Annotated in this window: 14 protein-coding genes; 4 read left to right on the top strand and 10 right to left on the bottom strand. The window is 72.4% G+C overall.

The window, feature by feature from the left end; all coding sequences use genetic code 11:
• Positions 1-226 precede the first annotated feature (226 nt).
• On the bottom strand, positions 227-1150 hold the full coding sequence (locus JK359_RS25410; RefSeq protein WP_201840110.1) for a LysR family transcriptional regulator: 924 nt from the start codon (positions 1148-1150) through the stop codon (positions 227-229).
• A 70-nt stretch (positions 1151-1220) separates the two neighbouring features.
• On the opposite strand from JK359_RS25410, the gene JK359_RS25405 reads away from it, so the two are divergent.
• Positions 1221-2378, top strand: coding sequence for a TDT family transporter (locus JK359_RS25405; protein ID WP_201840107.1), 1158 nt, complete (start codon positions 1221-1223; stop codon positions 2376-2378).
• On the opposite strand, the gene JK359_RS25400 is transcribed toward JK359_RS25405, so the two are convergent.
• Entirely contained in the window at positions 2290-3009 is a 720-nt protein-coding gene (locus JK359_RS25400) for a helical backbone metal receptor (protein WP_201840104.1), read from the bottom strand. The genes JK359_RS25405 and JK359_RS25400 overlap by 89 nt on opposite strands.
• Before the next feature lie 101 nt (positions 3010-3110).
• Positions 3111-3683: a helix-turn-helix domain-containing protein gene (locus tag JK359_RS25395; protein ID WP_201840101.1), complete on the bottom strand. Its 573-nt coding sequence runs from the start codon at positions 3681-3683 to the stop codon at positions 3111-3113.
• A 509-nt stretch (positions 3684-4192) separates the two neighbouring features.
• On the opposite strand from JK359_RS25395, the gene JK359_RS25390 reads away from it, so the two are divergent.
• The 3 genes from JK359_RS25390 (at position 4193) to JK359_RS25380 (ending at position 7237) form a co-directional block, all read left to right on the top strand.
• Positions 4193-5113, top strand: a complete 921-nt coding sequence (locus JK359_RS25390) for a 5'-3' exonuclease (RefSeq protein ID WP_307788276.1) — start codon at positions 4193-4195, stop codon at positions 5111-5113.
• Positions 5114-5225: 112 nt separating this feature from the next.
• A complete protein-coding gene (locus JK359_RS25385; protein ID WP_201840097.1) occupies positions 5226-6074 on the top strand; it encodes a siderophore-interacting protein in 849 nt (282 codons plus the stop codon).
• A gap of 212 nt (positions 6075-6286) precedes the next feature.
• Entirely contained in the window at positions 6287-7237 is a 951-nt protein-coding gene (locus JK359_RS25380) for a pseudouridine synthase (RefSeq protein WP_201840094.1), read from the top strand.
• A 209-nt stretch (positions 7238-7446) separates the two neighbouring features.
• Here the strand turns inward: JK359_RS25380 and JK359_RS25375 are convergent, their stop codons facing one another.
• From JK359_RS25375 to tatC, 7 genes are all read right to left on the bottom strand, one after another.
• Positions 7447-8937 (bottom strand): cytochrome P450, encoded by a 1491-nt coding sequence (locus JK359_RS25375; protein WP_201840091.1) that lies wholly within the window; start codon positions 8935-8937, stop codon positions 7447-7449.
• A gap of 47 nt (positions 8938-8984) precedes the next feature.
• Complete coding sequence (locus JK359_RS25370; protein ID WP_201840088.1) at positions 8985-9605, bottom strand: GTP-binding protein; 621 nt, start codon at positions 9603-9605, stop codon at positions 8985-8987.
• On the bottom strand, positions 9586-10008 hold the full coding sequence (locus tag JK359_RS25365; protein WP_201840085.1) for a DUF742 domain-containing protein: 423 nt from the start codon (positions 10006-10008) through the stop codon (positions 9586-9588). Before JK359_RS25365 ends, JK359_RS25370 begins: the two co-directional genes overlap by 20 nt.
• Positions 10005-10409, bottom strand: a complete 405-nt coding sequence (locus JK359_RS25360) for a roadblock/LC7 domain-containing protein (protein WP_201840082.1) — start codon at positions 10407-10409, stop codon at positions 10005-10007. Before JK359_RS25360 ends, JK359_RS25365 begins: the two co-directional genes overlap by 4 nt.
• Positions 10406-12076, bottom strand: a complete 1671-nt coding sequence (locus JK359_RS25355; RefSeq protein WP_236678422.1) for a sensor histidine kinase — start codon at positions 12074-12076, stop codon at positions 10406-10408. Before JK359_RS25355 ends, JK359_RS25360 begins: the two co-directional genes overlap by 4 nt.
• A gap of 494 nt (positions 12077-12570) precedes the next feature.
• A complete protein-coding gene (locus JK359_RS25350; RefSeq protein ID WP_201840422.1) occupies positions 12571-15423 on the bottom strand; it encodes a DEAD/DEAH box helicase in 2853 nt (950 codons plus the stop codon).
• Positions 15424-15506: 83 nt separating this feature from the next.
• The gene (gene tatC / locus JK359_RS25345) at positions 15507-16457 is read right to left on the bottom strand and encodes a twin-arginine translocase subunit TatC (RefSeq protein ID WP_201840080.1); all 951 of its coding nucleotides are present in this window, start codon (positions 16455-16457) and stop codon (positions 15507-15509) included.
• Positions 16458-16485 lie beyond the last annotated feature (28 nt).

Below are 16485 nucleotides of genomic sequence, written 5' to 3'. Positions count from 1 at the left end.
GGCCGCTTGCCGGGTGCGGGTGCGCCGCGGGTTCTCGCGCAGTTCCCCGCACCCCTGAGGAAGGACGGCGCCGGCCTCCGCGAGGCGCGGGTGCGCCGCGGGTTCTCGCGCAGTTCCCCGCACCCCTGAGGAAGGACGGCGCCGGCCTCCGCCAGGTGCCGGTGGCTCGCGGACACTCGTGCAGTTCCCGCGCCCCTGGGGGCGCCGGCGAGTGGTTCTGGGGCGCTCAGCCGCGGGTCAAGGACAGCAGTTCCCGTGCCGGGCCCGTGGGGCGGTGGCCCGTCGGCCATACCGCTCGTAGGTCCCGGCCCAGGGTGACGCCCTCCACGGGGATGCTCACCAGCCGGCGCATGGCCAGTTCCTCGCCCACGGCGAGTTCGCTGAGGACCGAGGGCCCGGCCCCGCTGACCGCGGACGCCTTCACCGCCGTGGTCGAGGACAGCTCGATCAGGGGCCTCGCCAGACCGCCGAGCGCCGCGTCGAGGACCTGGCGGGTGCCGGAGCCGCGTTCCCGGAGGATGAGCGGGGTCGCGGACAGTTCGTCCGCCGTCACGGGCCGCCGGCGGCGCGCCCACGGGTGACCGGGGGCGGTGACCACGATCAGGCGGTCCCGGGCGATGACCGCCGAGTCCAGGCCCGCCGGAACCGACAGCCCCTCCACGAACCCCAGGTCCGCCTCGCCGGCCAGCAGCAGTTCCGCCACCTTCGCCGAGTTGCCGGCGAGCAGGGACACCGCGGTGTCGGGCCGCTCCGCGTGCAGGGCGAGGAGCCACCCGGGAAGCAGGTACTCGGCGATGGTCATGCTCGCGGCGACCCGGAGCCGCGAGTCCCGCCGGTCCCGCAGCGCCTGCGCGCCGACGTCGAAGGCCGCCGCCGCCTCCACCACCCGGCGGGCCCAGTCCGTCACCAGGGCGCCCGCATCGGTGAGCCGGGAGCCGCGCGGCGAGCGGTCGACCAGGGCCACGCCCAGCTGCCGTTCCATGGAGCGGATCCGGCTGCTGGCGGCCGGCTGGGTGATGCCGACCTCCCGTGCCGCCGCCCCGAGACTGCCCAGCCGCGCCACCGCCAGCAGCAGCTCCAGCGCGGCGAGGTCCGGCACCCGGTGCGCCAGCGACCGGGTCCGCCCGTGCTGTTCCTCCGCCTCACTCATAAGACCAGCTTATGCCCTGATAGAGGAGAACTCCCTGGTCAGGGCGGACCGTGGGCGGGACGGTGGACCCATGGTCACCGCAGTCCCACCTCTCTCCCTCCGCCGGGCGGCCTCGGTCCGCCACCTCGGGCCGAACTGGTACGCCTCCGTGATGGGTACCGCCGTCGTCGGCTCGGCCGGTATCGCCCTGCCCGGGCCCGTGCACGCGCTGAACGGTGTCTTCGCGGCCTTCTGGGCACTGTCCCTGCTGATGCTCGCGGCCCTGCTGTGCGGCCGGGCGCGGCACTGGGCCCGGCACCGCGACCAGGCCCGCGCCGACCTCCTCAACCCGGGGGCGGCGCCCTTCTACGGCTGCCTGGCCATGGCCCTGCTGGCGGTGGGCGGCGGCGCCCTGACCACCGGGCAGGGCGTGATCGGCACCCCGGCCGCCGTCGCCCTGGACTCGGTGCTGTTCACCCTCGGTACGGCGGTGGGGCTCGCGTCCGCCGTGGCCGTGCCGTACCTCATGGCCGTACGGCATCGCGTCGAACCCGGCCAGGCTTCCCCGGTGTGGCTGCTGCCCCTGGTCGCACCCATGGTGTCGGCCGCCGTCGGTCCGCTCCTGGTGCCCCATCTGCCGCCGGGCCAGCCCCGGGAGTCCCTGCTGCTGGCCTGTCTGGCGCTGTTCGGGCTGAGCCTGCTGGCGGTGCTGCTGATGCTGCCGCTGGTCTTCGCCCGGCTGATCACCTCCGGGCCGCTGCCGCTCGCGCTGACCCCGGCCCTGCTGCTGGTCCTCGGCCCGCTCGGACAGTCCACCACCGCCGTCGGACTGGTCGCCGACGCCGCGCCCGGGGTCGTACCGGCTCCCTACGACCGTGGCCTGGCGGTGTTCGTCCTGCTCTACGGCGTGCCCGTCATGGGGTTCGCGCTGCTGTGGCTGGCGTTCGCGACCGTGCACGTGGTGCGGGCGCGCCGGCACGGCATGGGGTTCGCGATGACCTGGTGGGCGTTCACCTTCCCGGTGGGCACCTGCGTCACCGGCGCCGCGGCCCTCGCCCGGCACACCGGCCTCGTGATGTACGACGTCCTGGCCTTCGTGCTGTACGGCGCCCTGTTCGCAGGCTGGCTCGCGGCGGCCTCCGGGACCGTACGGGGCCTGCTCAGCGGTGAGCTGCTCGCAGGGCCTCGGCCAGCACCCGTGGCGCCCGCGCCAGCGACGGCCCGTACCAGGTCAGGTGCCGTCCGCTGACCACCGCGCAGGGCAGGCCGGGGAAGGCCTCCGGGCCGTCCTCGGCCGTGAAGCGGTAGGGCTCGTCGGGGAGGACGACCAGGTCCGGGGCGGCGGCGCGCAGCTCATCCAGCGGGACGCGGGGGTAGCGCTCGGGGTGGCCGGTGTACAGGTGGTCCACGCCGAGGCGGGCCAGGACGTCTCCGGCGAAGGTGTCCCGGCCCAGGACCATCCAGGGGCGGCGCCAGACCGGTACGACCGCTGTCGTACGCCGCCGCGGCTCCGGCAGGGACGTCCAGGCCCCCTCCGCCTCGGCCAGCCAGCCGGGCCGGCCCGGCGCGCCGCACGCGCCGAGCACCCGGTCCAGCTCGGTGAAGGCCTGCGGGACGTTCCGCACCTCGGTGACCAGCACCTCCAGGCCCGCCTGTCGCAGGGCGTCCAGGTCGGGGGCGCGGTTCTCCTCCTCGTTGGCGATCACCAGATCGGGGGCCAGGGCGAGGATCCGTGTCACGTCGGGGTTCTTCGTCCCGCCGATCCGGGTGACGTCGAGGCCGGCCGGGTGGGTGCACCAGTCGGTCGCGCCGACCAGGGCGCCGGGGACCGTCAGGGCCACGGCCTCGCTGAGCGAGGGGACCAGGGAGACGACGCGCACTACGCGGCTCCGGCCGGGGTGGTGCCCCTCGCGGGCGCGGGGCACCGCGCGGCGAGCCGTGACGGGCCCGTGGACGGCCGGCGGCCCCTTCCGTGGCGCACCTAGCGGGACCTGTCCTGCACGGCCTCGATGTGCTCCGCCACCGCGACGACGACGACCCGCGTATCGGGAACCGTCGCCCGCCACCGGTGCCGGACCCCGCCGGTCAGGTACAGCGTGTCGCCCCGGCCGAGCCGGTACGCACGGCCCTCGGCCTCGATCTCCACCGCGCCGTCGGCGACGTACATCAGCTCGTCGTTGCGGTGCTGGAACTCGCGGCCGGCGTCGTGGTCGCCGGTGAACTCGGAGGCGTGCAGCTGGTGGTGGCCCCGGACCAGGGAGCGGGTCCGCGGGGTGAAGTCGTCCTCGGCGGCGGGTTCGGCACGGACGAGGTCCACGCTGGCGGCCGGGTCGGCGGCGGCGAGCAGCTCGACGGCCGTGGTCCGCAGGGCGTCGGCCAGCTTCTCCAGGGACGTACGGCTCGGGCGTGCCCGGTCGTTCTCGACCTGGCTGAGGAAGGGCACGGAGAGCCCGGTGCGCTCGGCCACGACGGCGAGGGTCAGCTCCAGTGCACGGCGGCGCCGCCGGACGGCCGCGCCCACCCGTACGGGCTGCTGCTCTTTGTGGTCGCCCATCGCTCCGGCTCCCTCCCTCACTCGTCGTGCCGCCGACCGGGTGCCCGCGCCGGCGCACCACACGTCTGATGACTTCTCTGCACCCTACGCATGTTCGGCAAACCGTTTCACGTGCCTGTCACATCCCTGACAGGAGGTGGTTCCCCACCCTCACAGTTCGCGCCAGTGTCCCGGGGACGGGGAACGCTCCGGTACCGGGTACCCCTGCGGGGTGAATATGCCGCCAGCTGGGCCGAGTGCCCCGGCACAGGCCAGTGCCCGTCACCGTGAGTGATTGGCCTGATCCTTGCCGTAGGTGAAACCTCGGCGGCCCTTGCCGCAGGCGGGACCTCCGCGGGCCGACGTCGGGCGTCGGCGGCCCGGCGTGGAGCGCGCGGCCCGCAGCGAGCGTCGAGAAGCCGGCGGGCGGCCGTCGCCGCCTCGTACGTGCCCTCCGGGCGGCGGTGCGCGTCATGCAACGTATTCCGGGGCGCGGCGGGACTGTCGGTGCCGTACGGCATGATGCGAGCGTGACCGGACGACTCATGCTTCTCGACACCGCCTCGCTGTACTTCCGCGCCTACTTCGGCGTGCCGGACTCCGTGAAGGCGCCGGACGGCACGCCCGTGAACGCCGTGCGCGGACTGCTCGACTTCATCGACCGGCTGGTCAAGGACCACCGGCCGGAGCGACTGGTGGCCTGCATGGACGCCGACTGGCGGCCGCAGTGGCGGGTGGACCTCATCCCCACCTACAAGGCGCACCGGGTCGCCGAGGAGCACGAGGGTGCACCGGACGAGGAGGAGGTGCCGGACACCCTCGCCCCTCAGGTGCCGGTCATCGAGGACGTGCTGGACGCGATCGGGATCGCCCGGGTCGGCGTCGCGGGGTACGAGGCGGACGATGTGATCGGCACGTTCACCGCTCGCGCCGAGGGCCCGGTGGACATCGTCACGGGCGACCGCGACCTCTACCAGCTGGTGGACGACGTGCGCGGGATCCGGGTGCTGTACCCGCTGAAGGGGGTCGGCACGCTGCAGCTCACCGACGAGGCGGTGCTGCGCGAGAAGTATGGCGTCGACGGGCGGGGGTACGCGGATCTGGCACTGCTGCGCGGTGACCCGAGCGACGGCCTGCCGGGCGTGGCCGGCATCGGCGAGAAGACGGCGGCCAAGCTGCTCGCCCAGTTCGGTGACCTGGCCGGGATCATGGCGGCCGTCGACGACCCGGGCGCGAAGCTGACGCCGTCGCAGCGCAAGCGGCTCACCGAGGCGCGGCCGTATGTCGCGGTCGCGCCGAAGGTGGTGCGGGTGGCCGGCGACGTGCCGCTGCCGGACGTCGACACCGCCCTGCCGGGGGCCCCGCGGGACCCCGTGGCACTGCAGGAGCTGGCGCGCCGGTGGGGGCTGGGCGGCTCGCTGGAGCGGCTGCTCACCACGCTCGGCCGCTGACCGGACGGAATATTCCGGCAAAGGGCTCTCACCAGGGCCTCGGGAAAGAGGTGTTGACGCCGAGCGAGGTGCTAACTTAGGTAAACCTAACCAACCCCTGCAGGAGGCCGTGATGGCAGAGCGTCCGGGACGGAAGCCGCGCAAACCCCATACCGCTCAGGTCGTACGCACGGAACGGCTGACTCCGCACATGCAGCGGGTGGTGCTCGGCGGCGAGGGCCTGGCCGGATTCTCCGCGGACACGTGCACCGACCACTATGTGAAGCTGCTGTTCGGCGCGGCCGGCGTGACCTACCCGGAGCCCTTCGACCTGGAGCGGATCCGTGCCGAACTCCCGCGCGAGCAGTGGCCGGTGACCCGGACGTACACCGTGCGCGCCTGGGATCCGGTGCAGCGGGAACTCACCCTCGACTTCGTGATCCACGGTGACGAGGGGCTGGCCGGGCCGTGGGCCGCCCGGGCACGGCCCGGCGAGACCGTGCGCTTCATGGGGCCCGGCGGCGCGTACGCGCCCGACCCGGAGGCCGACTGGCATCTGCTCGCCGGTGACGAGAGCGCCTTGCCCGCGATCGCCCGCTCCCTGGAGACCCTGCCCGCCGACGCCCGTGCGCACGCCTTCGTCGAGGTGTCCGGGCCCGAGGAGGAACAGAAGATCGACTCCGAGGTGCCGGTCGTCTGGCTGCACCGCGGGGACCGGCCGGTCGGCGAGGCCCTGCTGGAGGCCGTGCGTGGGCTGGAGTTCCCGGAGGGCCGGCTGCACGCGTTCGTGCACGGCGAGGCGGGCTTCGTGAAGGAGCTGCGCCGGCTGCTGCGGGTCGAGCGGCAGATCCCGCGCGAGAACCTGTCGATCTCCGGCTACTGGCGCCTCGGCCACAACGAGGACGGCTGGCAGGCCTCCAAGCGGGACTGGAACGCCCGCATCGAGGCCGAGCAGGAGGACGGCACGGCAGCGGCAGCCTGAGACCACGAAGCAGCGGGCGGGGCAGGCTCCGCAAGGTACGCTCAGGTCGCCGCGGGCGCGGCCGAAGACCGGTGGGCCGCACGGCCGGCCGTCGGCAGGGCGTGGATCATGCCCTTTCTCACCGGCCCGGTCCTGCCCCCCCGGGCCCTCGCCCGGACTCCGCAGCCCGCCCTCCCCGCCGGCGACGGCCTGCCGCCGTACCCTTGGCCCCGATGAGACGCCGTACCCCTCCCCCGCCCTCCCCGCTCCCCCAGCGCGCCGGTGTCGATCCCGTGCGGGTGCGGCTGCCCGTTGACGGGGCCTGGGCGACCGTGCGGGAGCATCTGGTGGAGCGGCTCACGGGCGCCGGACCCGGAGTGGTGGCGTCGATGTTCGACGCGGGCCTGGTGGTCGGCGCCGACGGACGGGCCGTGGCGCCGGACGCGCCGTACCGGCCGGGGATGTTCGTCTGGTTCCACCGGGACCTGCCCGCCGAGGTGCCCGTGCCGTTCCCGGTGGAGGTGGTGTACCGGGACGAGCACATCGTGGTCGCCGACAAGCCGCACTTCCTGGCCACGACCCCGCGCGGCACCCACGTCGCGCAGACCGCGCTGGCCCGGCTCCGGCACGAGCTGGGGCTTCCGGCGCTGACAGCGGCGCACCGCCTGGACCGGCTCACCGCGGGCCTGGTGCTGTTCACCGTCCGGCCCGGGGAGCGCGGCGCCTACCAGACACTGTTCCGGGACCGCCGGGTACGCAAGGAGTACGAGGCGATCGCGCCGTACGACCCCTCGCTCAGCCTGCCCCGCACGGTGCGCAGCAGGATCGTGAAGGAGCGCGGGGTGCCTGCCGCCCGGGAGGTCCCCGGCGAGCCCAACGCCGAGACGCGCGTGGAACCGGCCGGGCACCGGGGCGGCCTGGGCCGCTACCGGCTCCTGCCGGCGACCGGGCAGACCCATCAGCTGCGGGTGCACCTGAACGCGCTCGGCGTGCCCATACTCGGCGATCCGCTGTATCCCGAGGTGACGGACCCGGTACCGGCCGGCGACTTCCGGCGCCCGCTGCAACTGCTCGCCCGCAGGCTGGAGTTCACCGACCCGGTCACCGGCAGGCAGCACGCGTTCGTCAGCGGGCGCGAACTGAGGGCGTGGACGTCGTACGAGGAGTGGACCGCGGAGGGCTGACCCGCCCGGGAGCGCTCACCGTCGAAGAGTGGGCCGCGCAGGCTGTCTGTCCCGCCAGGGAGCGCTCGCCGTCAAAGAGAGGGCCCGCGCAGGCTGCCCCGCCAGGGAGCGCTCGCCGTCAAAGAGAGGGCCCGCGCAGGCTGCCCCGCCAGGGAGCGCTCGCCGTCGCCGGGCGGTGCCGGCCCCTCCGCGGAGGGGCCGGGGCGCTGTCACTCGCCGCGCCACCAGTCCACCAGGCGCCGCCACACACCCCGCCGCCGTGCCGGCTGCGCAGGGGACGGAAGGGCCTGCGGCACGTGCGGCGGCCGGGGTGGCGTCGGCTGCGCCGGGACGGTCGGCACCGGGTCGCTGCTCAGCGTGCCGACCTGCCATCCGGACCGCTGCGGCGGCAGCGGCACGGCGCGCGGCGGCAGGTCGACGTCCTGCTGCGGCTTGGGTTCGAAGCGCACCGGCAGGGCCACCAGGTGCCGGGAGGCGATGGACGAGCGCCAGCGCAGGTCCTCCTCCGGGCAGTCCAGCTGGATGTCGGACAGCCGGGTCAGCAGCGCGTCGACGCCGACGTCGGCGATGGCACGGCCGATGTCCTGGCCGGGGCATTCGTGCGGGCCGCCGCCGAACGCCAGGTGCGAGCGGTTGCCCTGCATGCTCGCGGACAGGTCGGGCCGCACCCGCGGGTCGACGTTGCCCGGGGCGGGCGCGAAGAGCAGCCCGTCGCCCTTGCGGATGCGCCGGCCGCCCAGTTCGGTGTCCTGCTTGGCGTAGTAGCCGAGGACGGTGCTGAACGGCGGCTCGTCCCACAGGGACTGTTCGATCGCCTCCGGCACGGTCATCTGGCCGCCGTTGAGCTGGGCGCGGAAGCCGGGCTCGGTGAGGACCATGCGCAGCGCGTTGGCGAGGAGGTTGGCGGTGGCCTCGTAGGCCGCGAAGAGGACGAGCCGCAGGTGTTCGCGGACCTCGTCGTCGGTGAGCCCGGCCGGGTGGGTGATGAGGTGACTGGTGAAGTCGTCCTCGGGCCGGGTGCGCCGCCGGGCGGTGAGCCGGCTCAGCGCGTCCATGACGTAGGTGTGGCTCTGGATGGCGGTCTCGGTGCCCTTGAGGGCGTCCCGGGCGGCCTGCACCATCCGGTCGTTGTACTCCTCGGGCATGCCGAGGACCTCGCACATGACGGCCATCGGCAGGTGCTCGGCGAACTGCGAGACCAGCTCGGCCCGGCCCAGCTCGCAGAAGCCGTTGACCAGGCCCTGGGTGTGGCGGCCGATGTGCCGGCGGACACTGCGGTGGTCGATCGTGGCCATGGCCGAGGTGACCGCCTCGCGCAGCCGCTCGTGCTCGTCGCCCTCGGCGTGCGAGCAGATGGGCTGCCAGGCGATGTGCGGCATGAGCGGGTGGTCGGGCTTGACCATGCCCTCCCGCAGCGGGGTCCAGATCCGGCTGTCCCGGGTGTACTGCGAGGGACTGCGCACCAGTTGCAGGTTCTCGGCGTGCCCGAGCACGACCCACATCGGTACGTCGTCGTGGAGCAGTACGGGGGCCACGGGACCGTGCTCCTCGCGCAGCCGCTCGTAGAGGCCGCCGAGGTCCTCGGCGTCGGGGCCGTAGATCCGGTGCACTCCCCCGGGCCCGAGGCGGTGCGCCGGGCAGCCCGGCGGCGGGCCGGACGTGGGGTCGGTGCCGGTCAGGGATGGGGATTCAGACGTCACGGTGTCGCTCCGGAACGGATGGGGTGGGGGCGGTCGGTCGGCGTGGTTCAGGTCAGGGAGCCGGAGAGGGCGAGGGAGTGCAGGAAGCGCGTGAGGGTCAGCAGCACGTCCTTGCTGGAGGCCCGACGGCGCACGTCGCAGTCGATGATCGGGATCTCCGGGGTCAGGTCCAGCGCGGTGCGCAGTTCCTCGACCGGGTAACGGGGCGCGTCGGGGAAGGTGTTGACGGCGACGACGAACGGCACGCCGCGTTCCTCCAGCCGGCCCATGACGTCGAAGCTGACTTCCAGCCGCCGGGTGTCGACCAGGACGACGGCGCCGAGAGCGCCTTCGAACAGGCCGTTCCACAGGAACCAGAAGCGCTCCTGGCCGGGGGTGCCGAAGAGGTAGAGCACCAGCTTCTCGGTGATGCTGATGCGGCCGAAGTCCATGGCCACGGTGGTGGCCGTCTTGGAGTCGGAGCCGTAGTTGTCGTCGACGCCGATGCCGGCCTGGGTCATGGTCTCCTCGGTGGTCAGCGGTCTGATCTCGCTGACCGAACCGACCATGGTGGTCTTGCCGACGCCGAAGCCGCCCACGATCACGATCTTCACCGCGGTCTGGGCCGTGTGCGGCAGCTGGTCCTCGGTGCGCGGGCCGGGGAACGCGTCAAAGCCTTTGAAGTCCATGCATCACCGCTTCGAGGAGTGATCGGTCGGGAACCGCCTGGCGGACGATCGGGGCACGCGCCTGCACCAGTTCGGCCGCGATCAGCTCGGTGATCAGTACGGTCATCGCGCTGAACGGCAGTTGGAGGTAGGCCGCCAGCTCGGCCATGGACAGGGGGGCGATACAGAGCCGGAGCACGGCCGCTTCCTCCGGCGAGGCGGACGGCGTGGGCCCGGAGCGCGCCACGATCAGGGTCACCAGGTCGAGTTCGGCGCGGGCGCCGTCGGCGCCTGCGGCAATGGTGTAGAGCCGCTCGGGGTTTCGGGGTCGCTCCTGGCCGTCCGCCGGTGCCGGGGAGGGCAGCGGTGGCGGCGGGGGCGGAAGATGTCGCGGCTGGCGCCGTTTGCGTCGTGGAGGTGTCATACGGTCTGCCCGTTCCGCCGGGGCGGACTGGTGAGATGGGCGCCGATCCGGACGACGAGGTCGCGCATCATGCCGCTCATCCGGCCGGGTTCGCAGGTGACGTCGGCGAGCACGGCGAGGAAGGCGTTGGGTCCGGCGTTCATGAGGTAGAAGTAGCCGCCCTCGATCTCGAAGACCACGACCCGCATCTCGCCGGCCCCCGGAAGCTCCTGGATGATGGCGCCGGCCAGGCTCTGCACGCCCGCGCAGGCCGCGGCCACCCGGTCGGCGGCGTCGGGGTCGCCGCCGTAGCGGGCGATGCGCAGTCCGTCGGCGGAGAGGACCACGATCATCTCGATGCCCGGCACACCGTCGTTCAGCTGCTTGAGCATCCAGTCCAGGTTGCCTCGCTGCTGGATCACTTGAGGTCCCTCTCGTCGTCATCGTCGGCGGCGCCCTCGGGGAGGCCGTCCGAATCGTTGAGCAGATGCAGGTACTTGGTCGGGTTCCGGGTGAAGTCGGTCAGCTCGGGTCCGGTGGCGTCCGGGGGCATGCCCTTGCGCAGGCCCTCCCAGAAGGCTTCGATCCCGGCTCCCGGCGGCTGGTCCATGAGCTTCTTGCGCTCGGGGTCGATCTCGGGCTCGGGTTCCGGTTCCGCGCGGGTCTGGGACCAGATGGTCGGCCGGCCCTCACGCTCGGCGCGCTCGATGGCGGCCTGTTCCGCGATCCGCTGGCTGAGCGGGGTCTTCACCCGGCTGCGGCGCTGCGGCAGACCGCCCGCGGTCCACTCGGTGACCTCCGGGACGTCGTCTTCCATGGAGATCCCGGCCGGGATCTTGGGGCTGGTGGGGCGGCGCTTCTTGGGCGGGCGCTTGGGGCCTTCGACGGCGCCGAGTTCGGGCTTCGGGATGCCGGTGGCACCGATGCCGTGCGCGGCGCCGACGCCGGGCTCGGTGGTCGTCATGACGCGCGGCACGATGAGGATCGCGCGGACGCCGCCGTAGGCGGAGGCGCGCAGCGAGACCTCCATGTCGAACTGCTTGCAGAGCCGGCCGACGACGGCGAGGCCGAGGCGCGGGTTCTCGCCGAGGTTGTCCGCGTCGTCGAGGTTCTTGGCGTCCTCGATGGCCTTCTCGATCCGGGCTCGGGACTCCTCGCTCAGGCTGACGCCCGCGTCCTCGATCTCGATGGCGATGCCGGCCTGCACCTCGGAGGCGGTGACGTGCACCTTGGTGGTGGGCGGCGAGTAGCGGGTGGCGTTGTCGAGGAGTTCGGCGGCGGCGTGGATGACCGGCTCGACGGCGGTGCCCTTGATGTTGATGTTGATGATGCTGCTCAGCTCGATGCGGCGGTACTCCAGGATCCGGGACATCGCGCCGCGCAGCACGCTGTAGAGGGAGACCGGCAGGGGCCACTGGCGGCCGGGCCGGCCGCCGCCGAGGACGGAGATGGTGTCGGCGAGGCGGCCGATCAGCGAGGTGCCGTGGTCGATGCGCAGCAGGTCGTCGAAGACTTCGGGGTTGCGGCCGTGGTCCTCCTCCATCTCGCGGAGTTCCTTGGCCTGCTGGTGGACGATGGCCTGGACGCGGCGGGCGATGCTCACGTACGAGCGCTCGGTGGCGTCGCGCATCGAGATCTCGTGGTCGGCGCCGCGCAGCGCCATACGCACCAGGTCCCGGTAGGGCTCGGGCAGGCCGCGCAGCGCGGGGTCCGCGTCGTAGACGTTGCGCACGACGTCACGGAGCGCCTCGCCGCGGCGCAGCCGGAGGAAGCCGGTGGGCAGCACGTCGCCGATGAAGGTGTCGACCACCTGCTGGTGGGCGAGGATCTGGTTTTCCAGGTACGTGGCGTGACGGGCGTGTTCGGCCTGCGCCTCACGGAGCCGACGGCCGCGGCGGGCGGCCTCCCCGGCCGTGCCGAGGACCAGCAGTACGGCCAGCGCCCCGCACACGCCGACGGCGAGCCGGGCGGAGTGCGGTACCAGGGCCACGGCTGCCCCGGTGGCGGCGGCCATCACTATGGCCGGCGGCAACAGCACGCGCGCATAGGGACGTTCACGGCCGCGGGGAGGCTTCTGCACACTCACCATGGATGCCTTCTGAGACGAGTCGGCTGGGTGTCGGGAGAGCTTTCGGGGGGAAGGTTCATGGGAACTGTCGGGATCTACTTCGTGTTTGGGAACAAGCGCACGAATTACCTCAACTCGGTGCGCCGCGGGCGAGCTTAGTCCGACCGGATCATCGCCGTGTCATATTCGGCAAGCACCTGAAATCGCCCCGGCGACAGGAGTACGCTCAACTTCTTTTACACGCCAGGCTTCCGCTCGCACACACTCCGTGACGACGCACGGGCGTACGAGAGCCCCTCACCGTGAAGAGTGAATCAGGGGCCGGGACCGCTCCTCGACGCGGCCGGTGGCCGTTCCCCTCACCGTGACCGCCACACCGGGTCACGTCCCGCACCGCCCGGGCATCTCCGGGGACAGCGGGCGGCAATGCCGAGGGCGCGGGCCACTGCGCGATCAGCCACAGTGCGCCCGCGCCCGGGGAACGATCAGGCCGGACCGTCGACTAGTGGGCCGGCTCAGCCCACCGACGAGTAGGCCACGACGCCCCGCAGCAACTGGTCCACGGCCTTGCGCGCGTTCCTGGCCACGGTCGAGCCCTCGGCGGGAGCGGCCGCGGAGATCTGCCCGAGGACGTCGATGACCTGCTTGCACCAGCGCACGAAGTCACCGGCCGGCATCTCCGCCTCGCGCAGCACCTCGTCGAGGCCCTTGCCGGACGCCCACATGTACGCGGCCCAGGCGAACCCGAGATCCGGCTCGCGCTGGCCGACGCCCTCGGTCTGGTTGATCCGGAAGTCCTCCTCCAGACCGTCGAGCCGGCCCCAGATCCGGACCATCTCCCCGAGCGCGGCCTTCGCCTTGCCCGAGGGCAGCTTCGGCGCCATGGCGTCGTCGCCCACCCGGGCCTCGTACACCAGCGCCGAGACACAGGCGGCCAGTTCGGCGGGGGCGAGCCCCTCCCAGACGCCCGCGCGCAGGCACTCGCTGGCCAGCAGGTCCAGTTCGCCGTAGAGCCGCGCCAGCCGCTTGCCGTGCTCGGTGACCTCGTCCCCGCGCAGGTAGTCCAGCTCGGTCAGCAGCGCGACGATCCGGTCGAAGGTCCGCGCGATGGTGTTGGTACGGCCCTCGATCCGGCGCTCCAGCTGCGAGGTGTCGCGCAGCAGCCGGTGGTAGCGCTCGGCCCAGCGGGCGTGGTCCTCACGGTCGTCGCAGCCATGGCAGGGATGCGCGCGGATCGCCGTGCGCAGCTGCGCGATCTCCCGGTCGTCGGCGGCCTGGGACCGCTTCTTGCGAGCCCGCTCCGGCGGGATGTGCCCGGCCTTGGAGCGCAGCGCGGAGGCGAGGTCCCGACGGGACTGCGGCGAGCGCGGGTTGAAGGTCTTCGGGATCCGCATCCGGTCCAGCGCCTCGACCGGCACCGGGAAGTCCATCGAGGCCAGCCGCTTGACCTGCCGCTCCGCGGTCAGCACCAGCGGGCGCGGCCCGTCGTGGTGGTCGAAGCCGCGGTGGCCGTTGGAGCGGCCCGCGGGCAGACCGGGGTCGAGAACGAGGGCGAGGCCCGCGTACTTGCCCGTGGGCACGTGGATGACGTCGCCCGGCTTGAGCTTCTCCAGGGCGACGGCGGCCTCGGCGCGGCGCTGGGCGGCCCCCTGCCGGGCCAGCTCGGTCTCCCGGTCCTTCAGTTCGCGGCGCAGCCGGGCGTACTCGTCGAAGTCGCCGAGGTGGCAGGTCATGGAGGCCTTGTAGCCCTGCAGCCCCTCCTCGTTGCGCTGCACCTGCCGGGAGATCCCGACGACCGACTTGTCGGCCTGGAACTGCGCGAAGGAGGTCTCCAGCAGCTCGCGCGAGCGGTGCCGGCCGAACTGCTCGACCAGGTTGACCGCCATGTTGTACGACGGCTTGAAGCTGGACCGCAGCGGATAGGTACGCGTGCCCGCGAGGCCGGCGAGGTGCTCGGGACTCATGCCGCGCTGCCACAGGACGACCGCGTGGCCCTCGACGTCGATGCCCCGGCGGCCCGCACGGCCCGTCAGCTGGGTGTACTCGCCGGGCGTGATGTCGGCGTGCTGCTCGCCGTTCCACTTGACGAGCTTCTCCAGCACCACCGAACGGGCGGGCATGTTGATGCCCAGCGCGAGGGTCTCGGTGGCGAACACGGCCTTCACCAGGCCGCGTACGAACAGCTCCTCGACGACCTCCTTGAAGGTCGGGAGCATGCCCGCGTGGTGGGCGGCGATGCCCCGCTCCAGGCCCTCCAGCCACTCGTAGTAGCCGAGGACGTGCAGGTCCTCCGACGGGATGGCGGCGGTGCGCTCCTCGACCAGGGCGCGGACCTTCTCCCGCGCGTCCTCGTCGTTGAGCCTGAGGCCCGCGTACAGGCACTGCTGGACGGCGGCCTCGCAGGCGGCGCGGCTGAAGATGAAGGTGATGGCGGGCAGCAGGCCCTCGGCGTCCAGCCGCTCGATGACCTCGGGGCGGCCCGGGGTCCAGACGCGCGAGCGCTGTCTGCGCTCCCGCTCCCGGTCGGCCTCGCGCATCGACCGGCCGCGCCTGCGGTCCTGGTACGACGGCCGGGTGGCCTCCATGCGGGCCAGCCGGACCAGGTCGGGATTGACGGCCTTCTTGTGGCCCTCGCCCTCCTCGAACAGGTCGTAGATCCGGCGGCCGGCGAGCACGTGCTGGAACAGCGGCACGGGCCGGTGCTCGGAGACGATCACCTCGGTGTCGCCGCGGACGGTGTCCAGCCAGTCGCCGAACTCCTCCGCGTTGGACACGGTCGCGGAGAGCGAGACCAGGGTCACCGACTCGGGCAGGTGGATGATCACCTCCTCCCAGACGGCGCCACGGAAGCGGTCGGAGAGGTAGTGCACCTCGTCCATGACCACGTAGCCGAGGCCGAGCAGGGTCTGCGAGCCGGCGTAGAGCATGTTCCGCAGCACCTCGGTGGTCATCACGACCACCGGGGCGTCGGAGTTCACGCTGTTGTCGCCGGTCAGCAGGCCGACCTTGGCCGCGCCGTAGCGGCGGCACAGGTCGGCGTACTTCTGGTTCGACAGCGCCTTGATGGGTGTCGTGTAGAAGCACTTCTTGCCCTGGCGCAGGGCGAGGTGGACGGCGAACTCGCCCACGATCGTCTTGCCCGAGCCGGTGGGGGCGGCCACCAGCACGCCCTTCCCCGCTTCGAGTGCCTGGCAGGCCTCGATCTGGAAGGGGTCGAGGCCGAAGTCGTACATCTCGCGGAAGGACGCGAGTGCGGTGGCCTGCTCGGCAGCCCGTCGCCGGGCTGCCGCATACCGCTCGGCCGGTGAGAGGTCCTCTGTCATCGTGCTTTCGAGCGTACCGGGCCCCACTGACAACAGGACGATCATTATCCGGAACATGGGCTGATCGACGAAGACGGATGCCCCCGTCCTGCCGGACGGGGGCATCGTCACACGGTTCGGTGAACGGGTCAGGTCACGTCGTCGTAGCCGTTGACCCGGTCCGTGCCCGACTGCTCGGGCAGCGCCCGGGTGGCCGGGACGGGCTCGACCTCGCCGATGTCCTCGGGCGTGAGGTCAAGCTCGGAGGCCTCGTGGTCGGCCGGGCCCTCGGCCTCGCGACGGCTCCTGCGCTTGTCGTTGAGCAGTGAGAAGGCGACCGCGGCGAAGTACAGCACCCAGATCGGCCCGGCGAGGGCGAGCATGGACAGCGGGTCGGTGCTCGGCGTGGCCACGGCCGCGAAGACCGTGATGCCGAGGATCATGCCGCGCCACCAGCCCATCATGCGCTTGCCGGACAGCACCCCGGTCAGGTTGAGCATGATCAGCAGCAGTGGCAGCTCGAAGGAGAGGCCGAAGACGATCACCATGCGCGTGACCAGCTGGAGCAGGTCGTCGAGCGGCAGCAGGTTCTTGATGTCGCCGCTCGGCGTGAAGTCGATCAGCACCTTGGCGGTGGTCGGAAGCAGCTTGTACGCGAAGAAGGCGCCGCCGAAGAACAGCGGGGCGCCGGTGAAGACGAAGGCGTACGCGTACTTCTTCTCGTGCCGGTGCAGACCCGGCGCCACGAAGGCCCACAGCTGGTAGAGCCAGATCGGCGACGCGAGCACGACGCCCGCCATCAGCGAGACCTGGAGGGCCAGCGTGAACGGAGCGAGGAGACCGTTGATGGTGATCTCCGCGCACTGGGTCTTGCCGCTGGACTTCGCCAGCTGTTCGAACGTTTCCCGGCAGCCGACCGAGTCGAGGATCGGCTTCGTCAGGAAATTGATGATGTCGTTGTAGTAGAAGGCCGCGACGATCGTCACGATGACGATGGCCAGCATCGCCTTCGCGAGCCGGTTGCGGAGCTCACGAAGGTGATCCGCAAGGGGCATCCGCCCCTCGGGATCCTTCTCCTTCTTGCGGGCAGGCTTGAGCAACCCACGTCCTCATCTCGTGCGGCAGGCC

It is taken from the genome of Streptomyces actinomycinicus, assembly GCF_016741775.1.
GTDB classification, from domain to species: Bacteria; Actinomycetota; Actinomycetes; order Streptomycetales; family Streptomycetaceae; genus Streptomyces; species Streptomyces actinomycinicus.
Note: the sequence above shows the minus strand (reverse complement) of the source record. Positions and strands in the feature narration are given on the sequence as shown.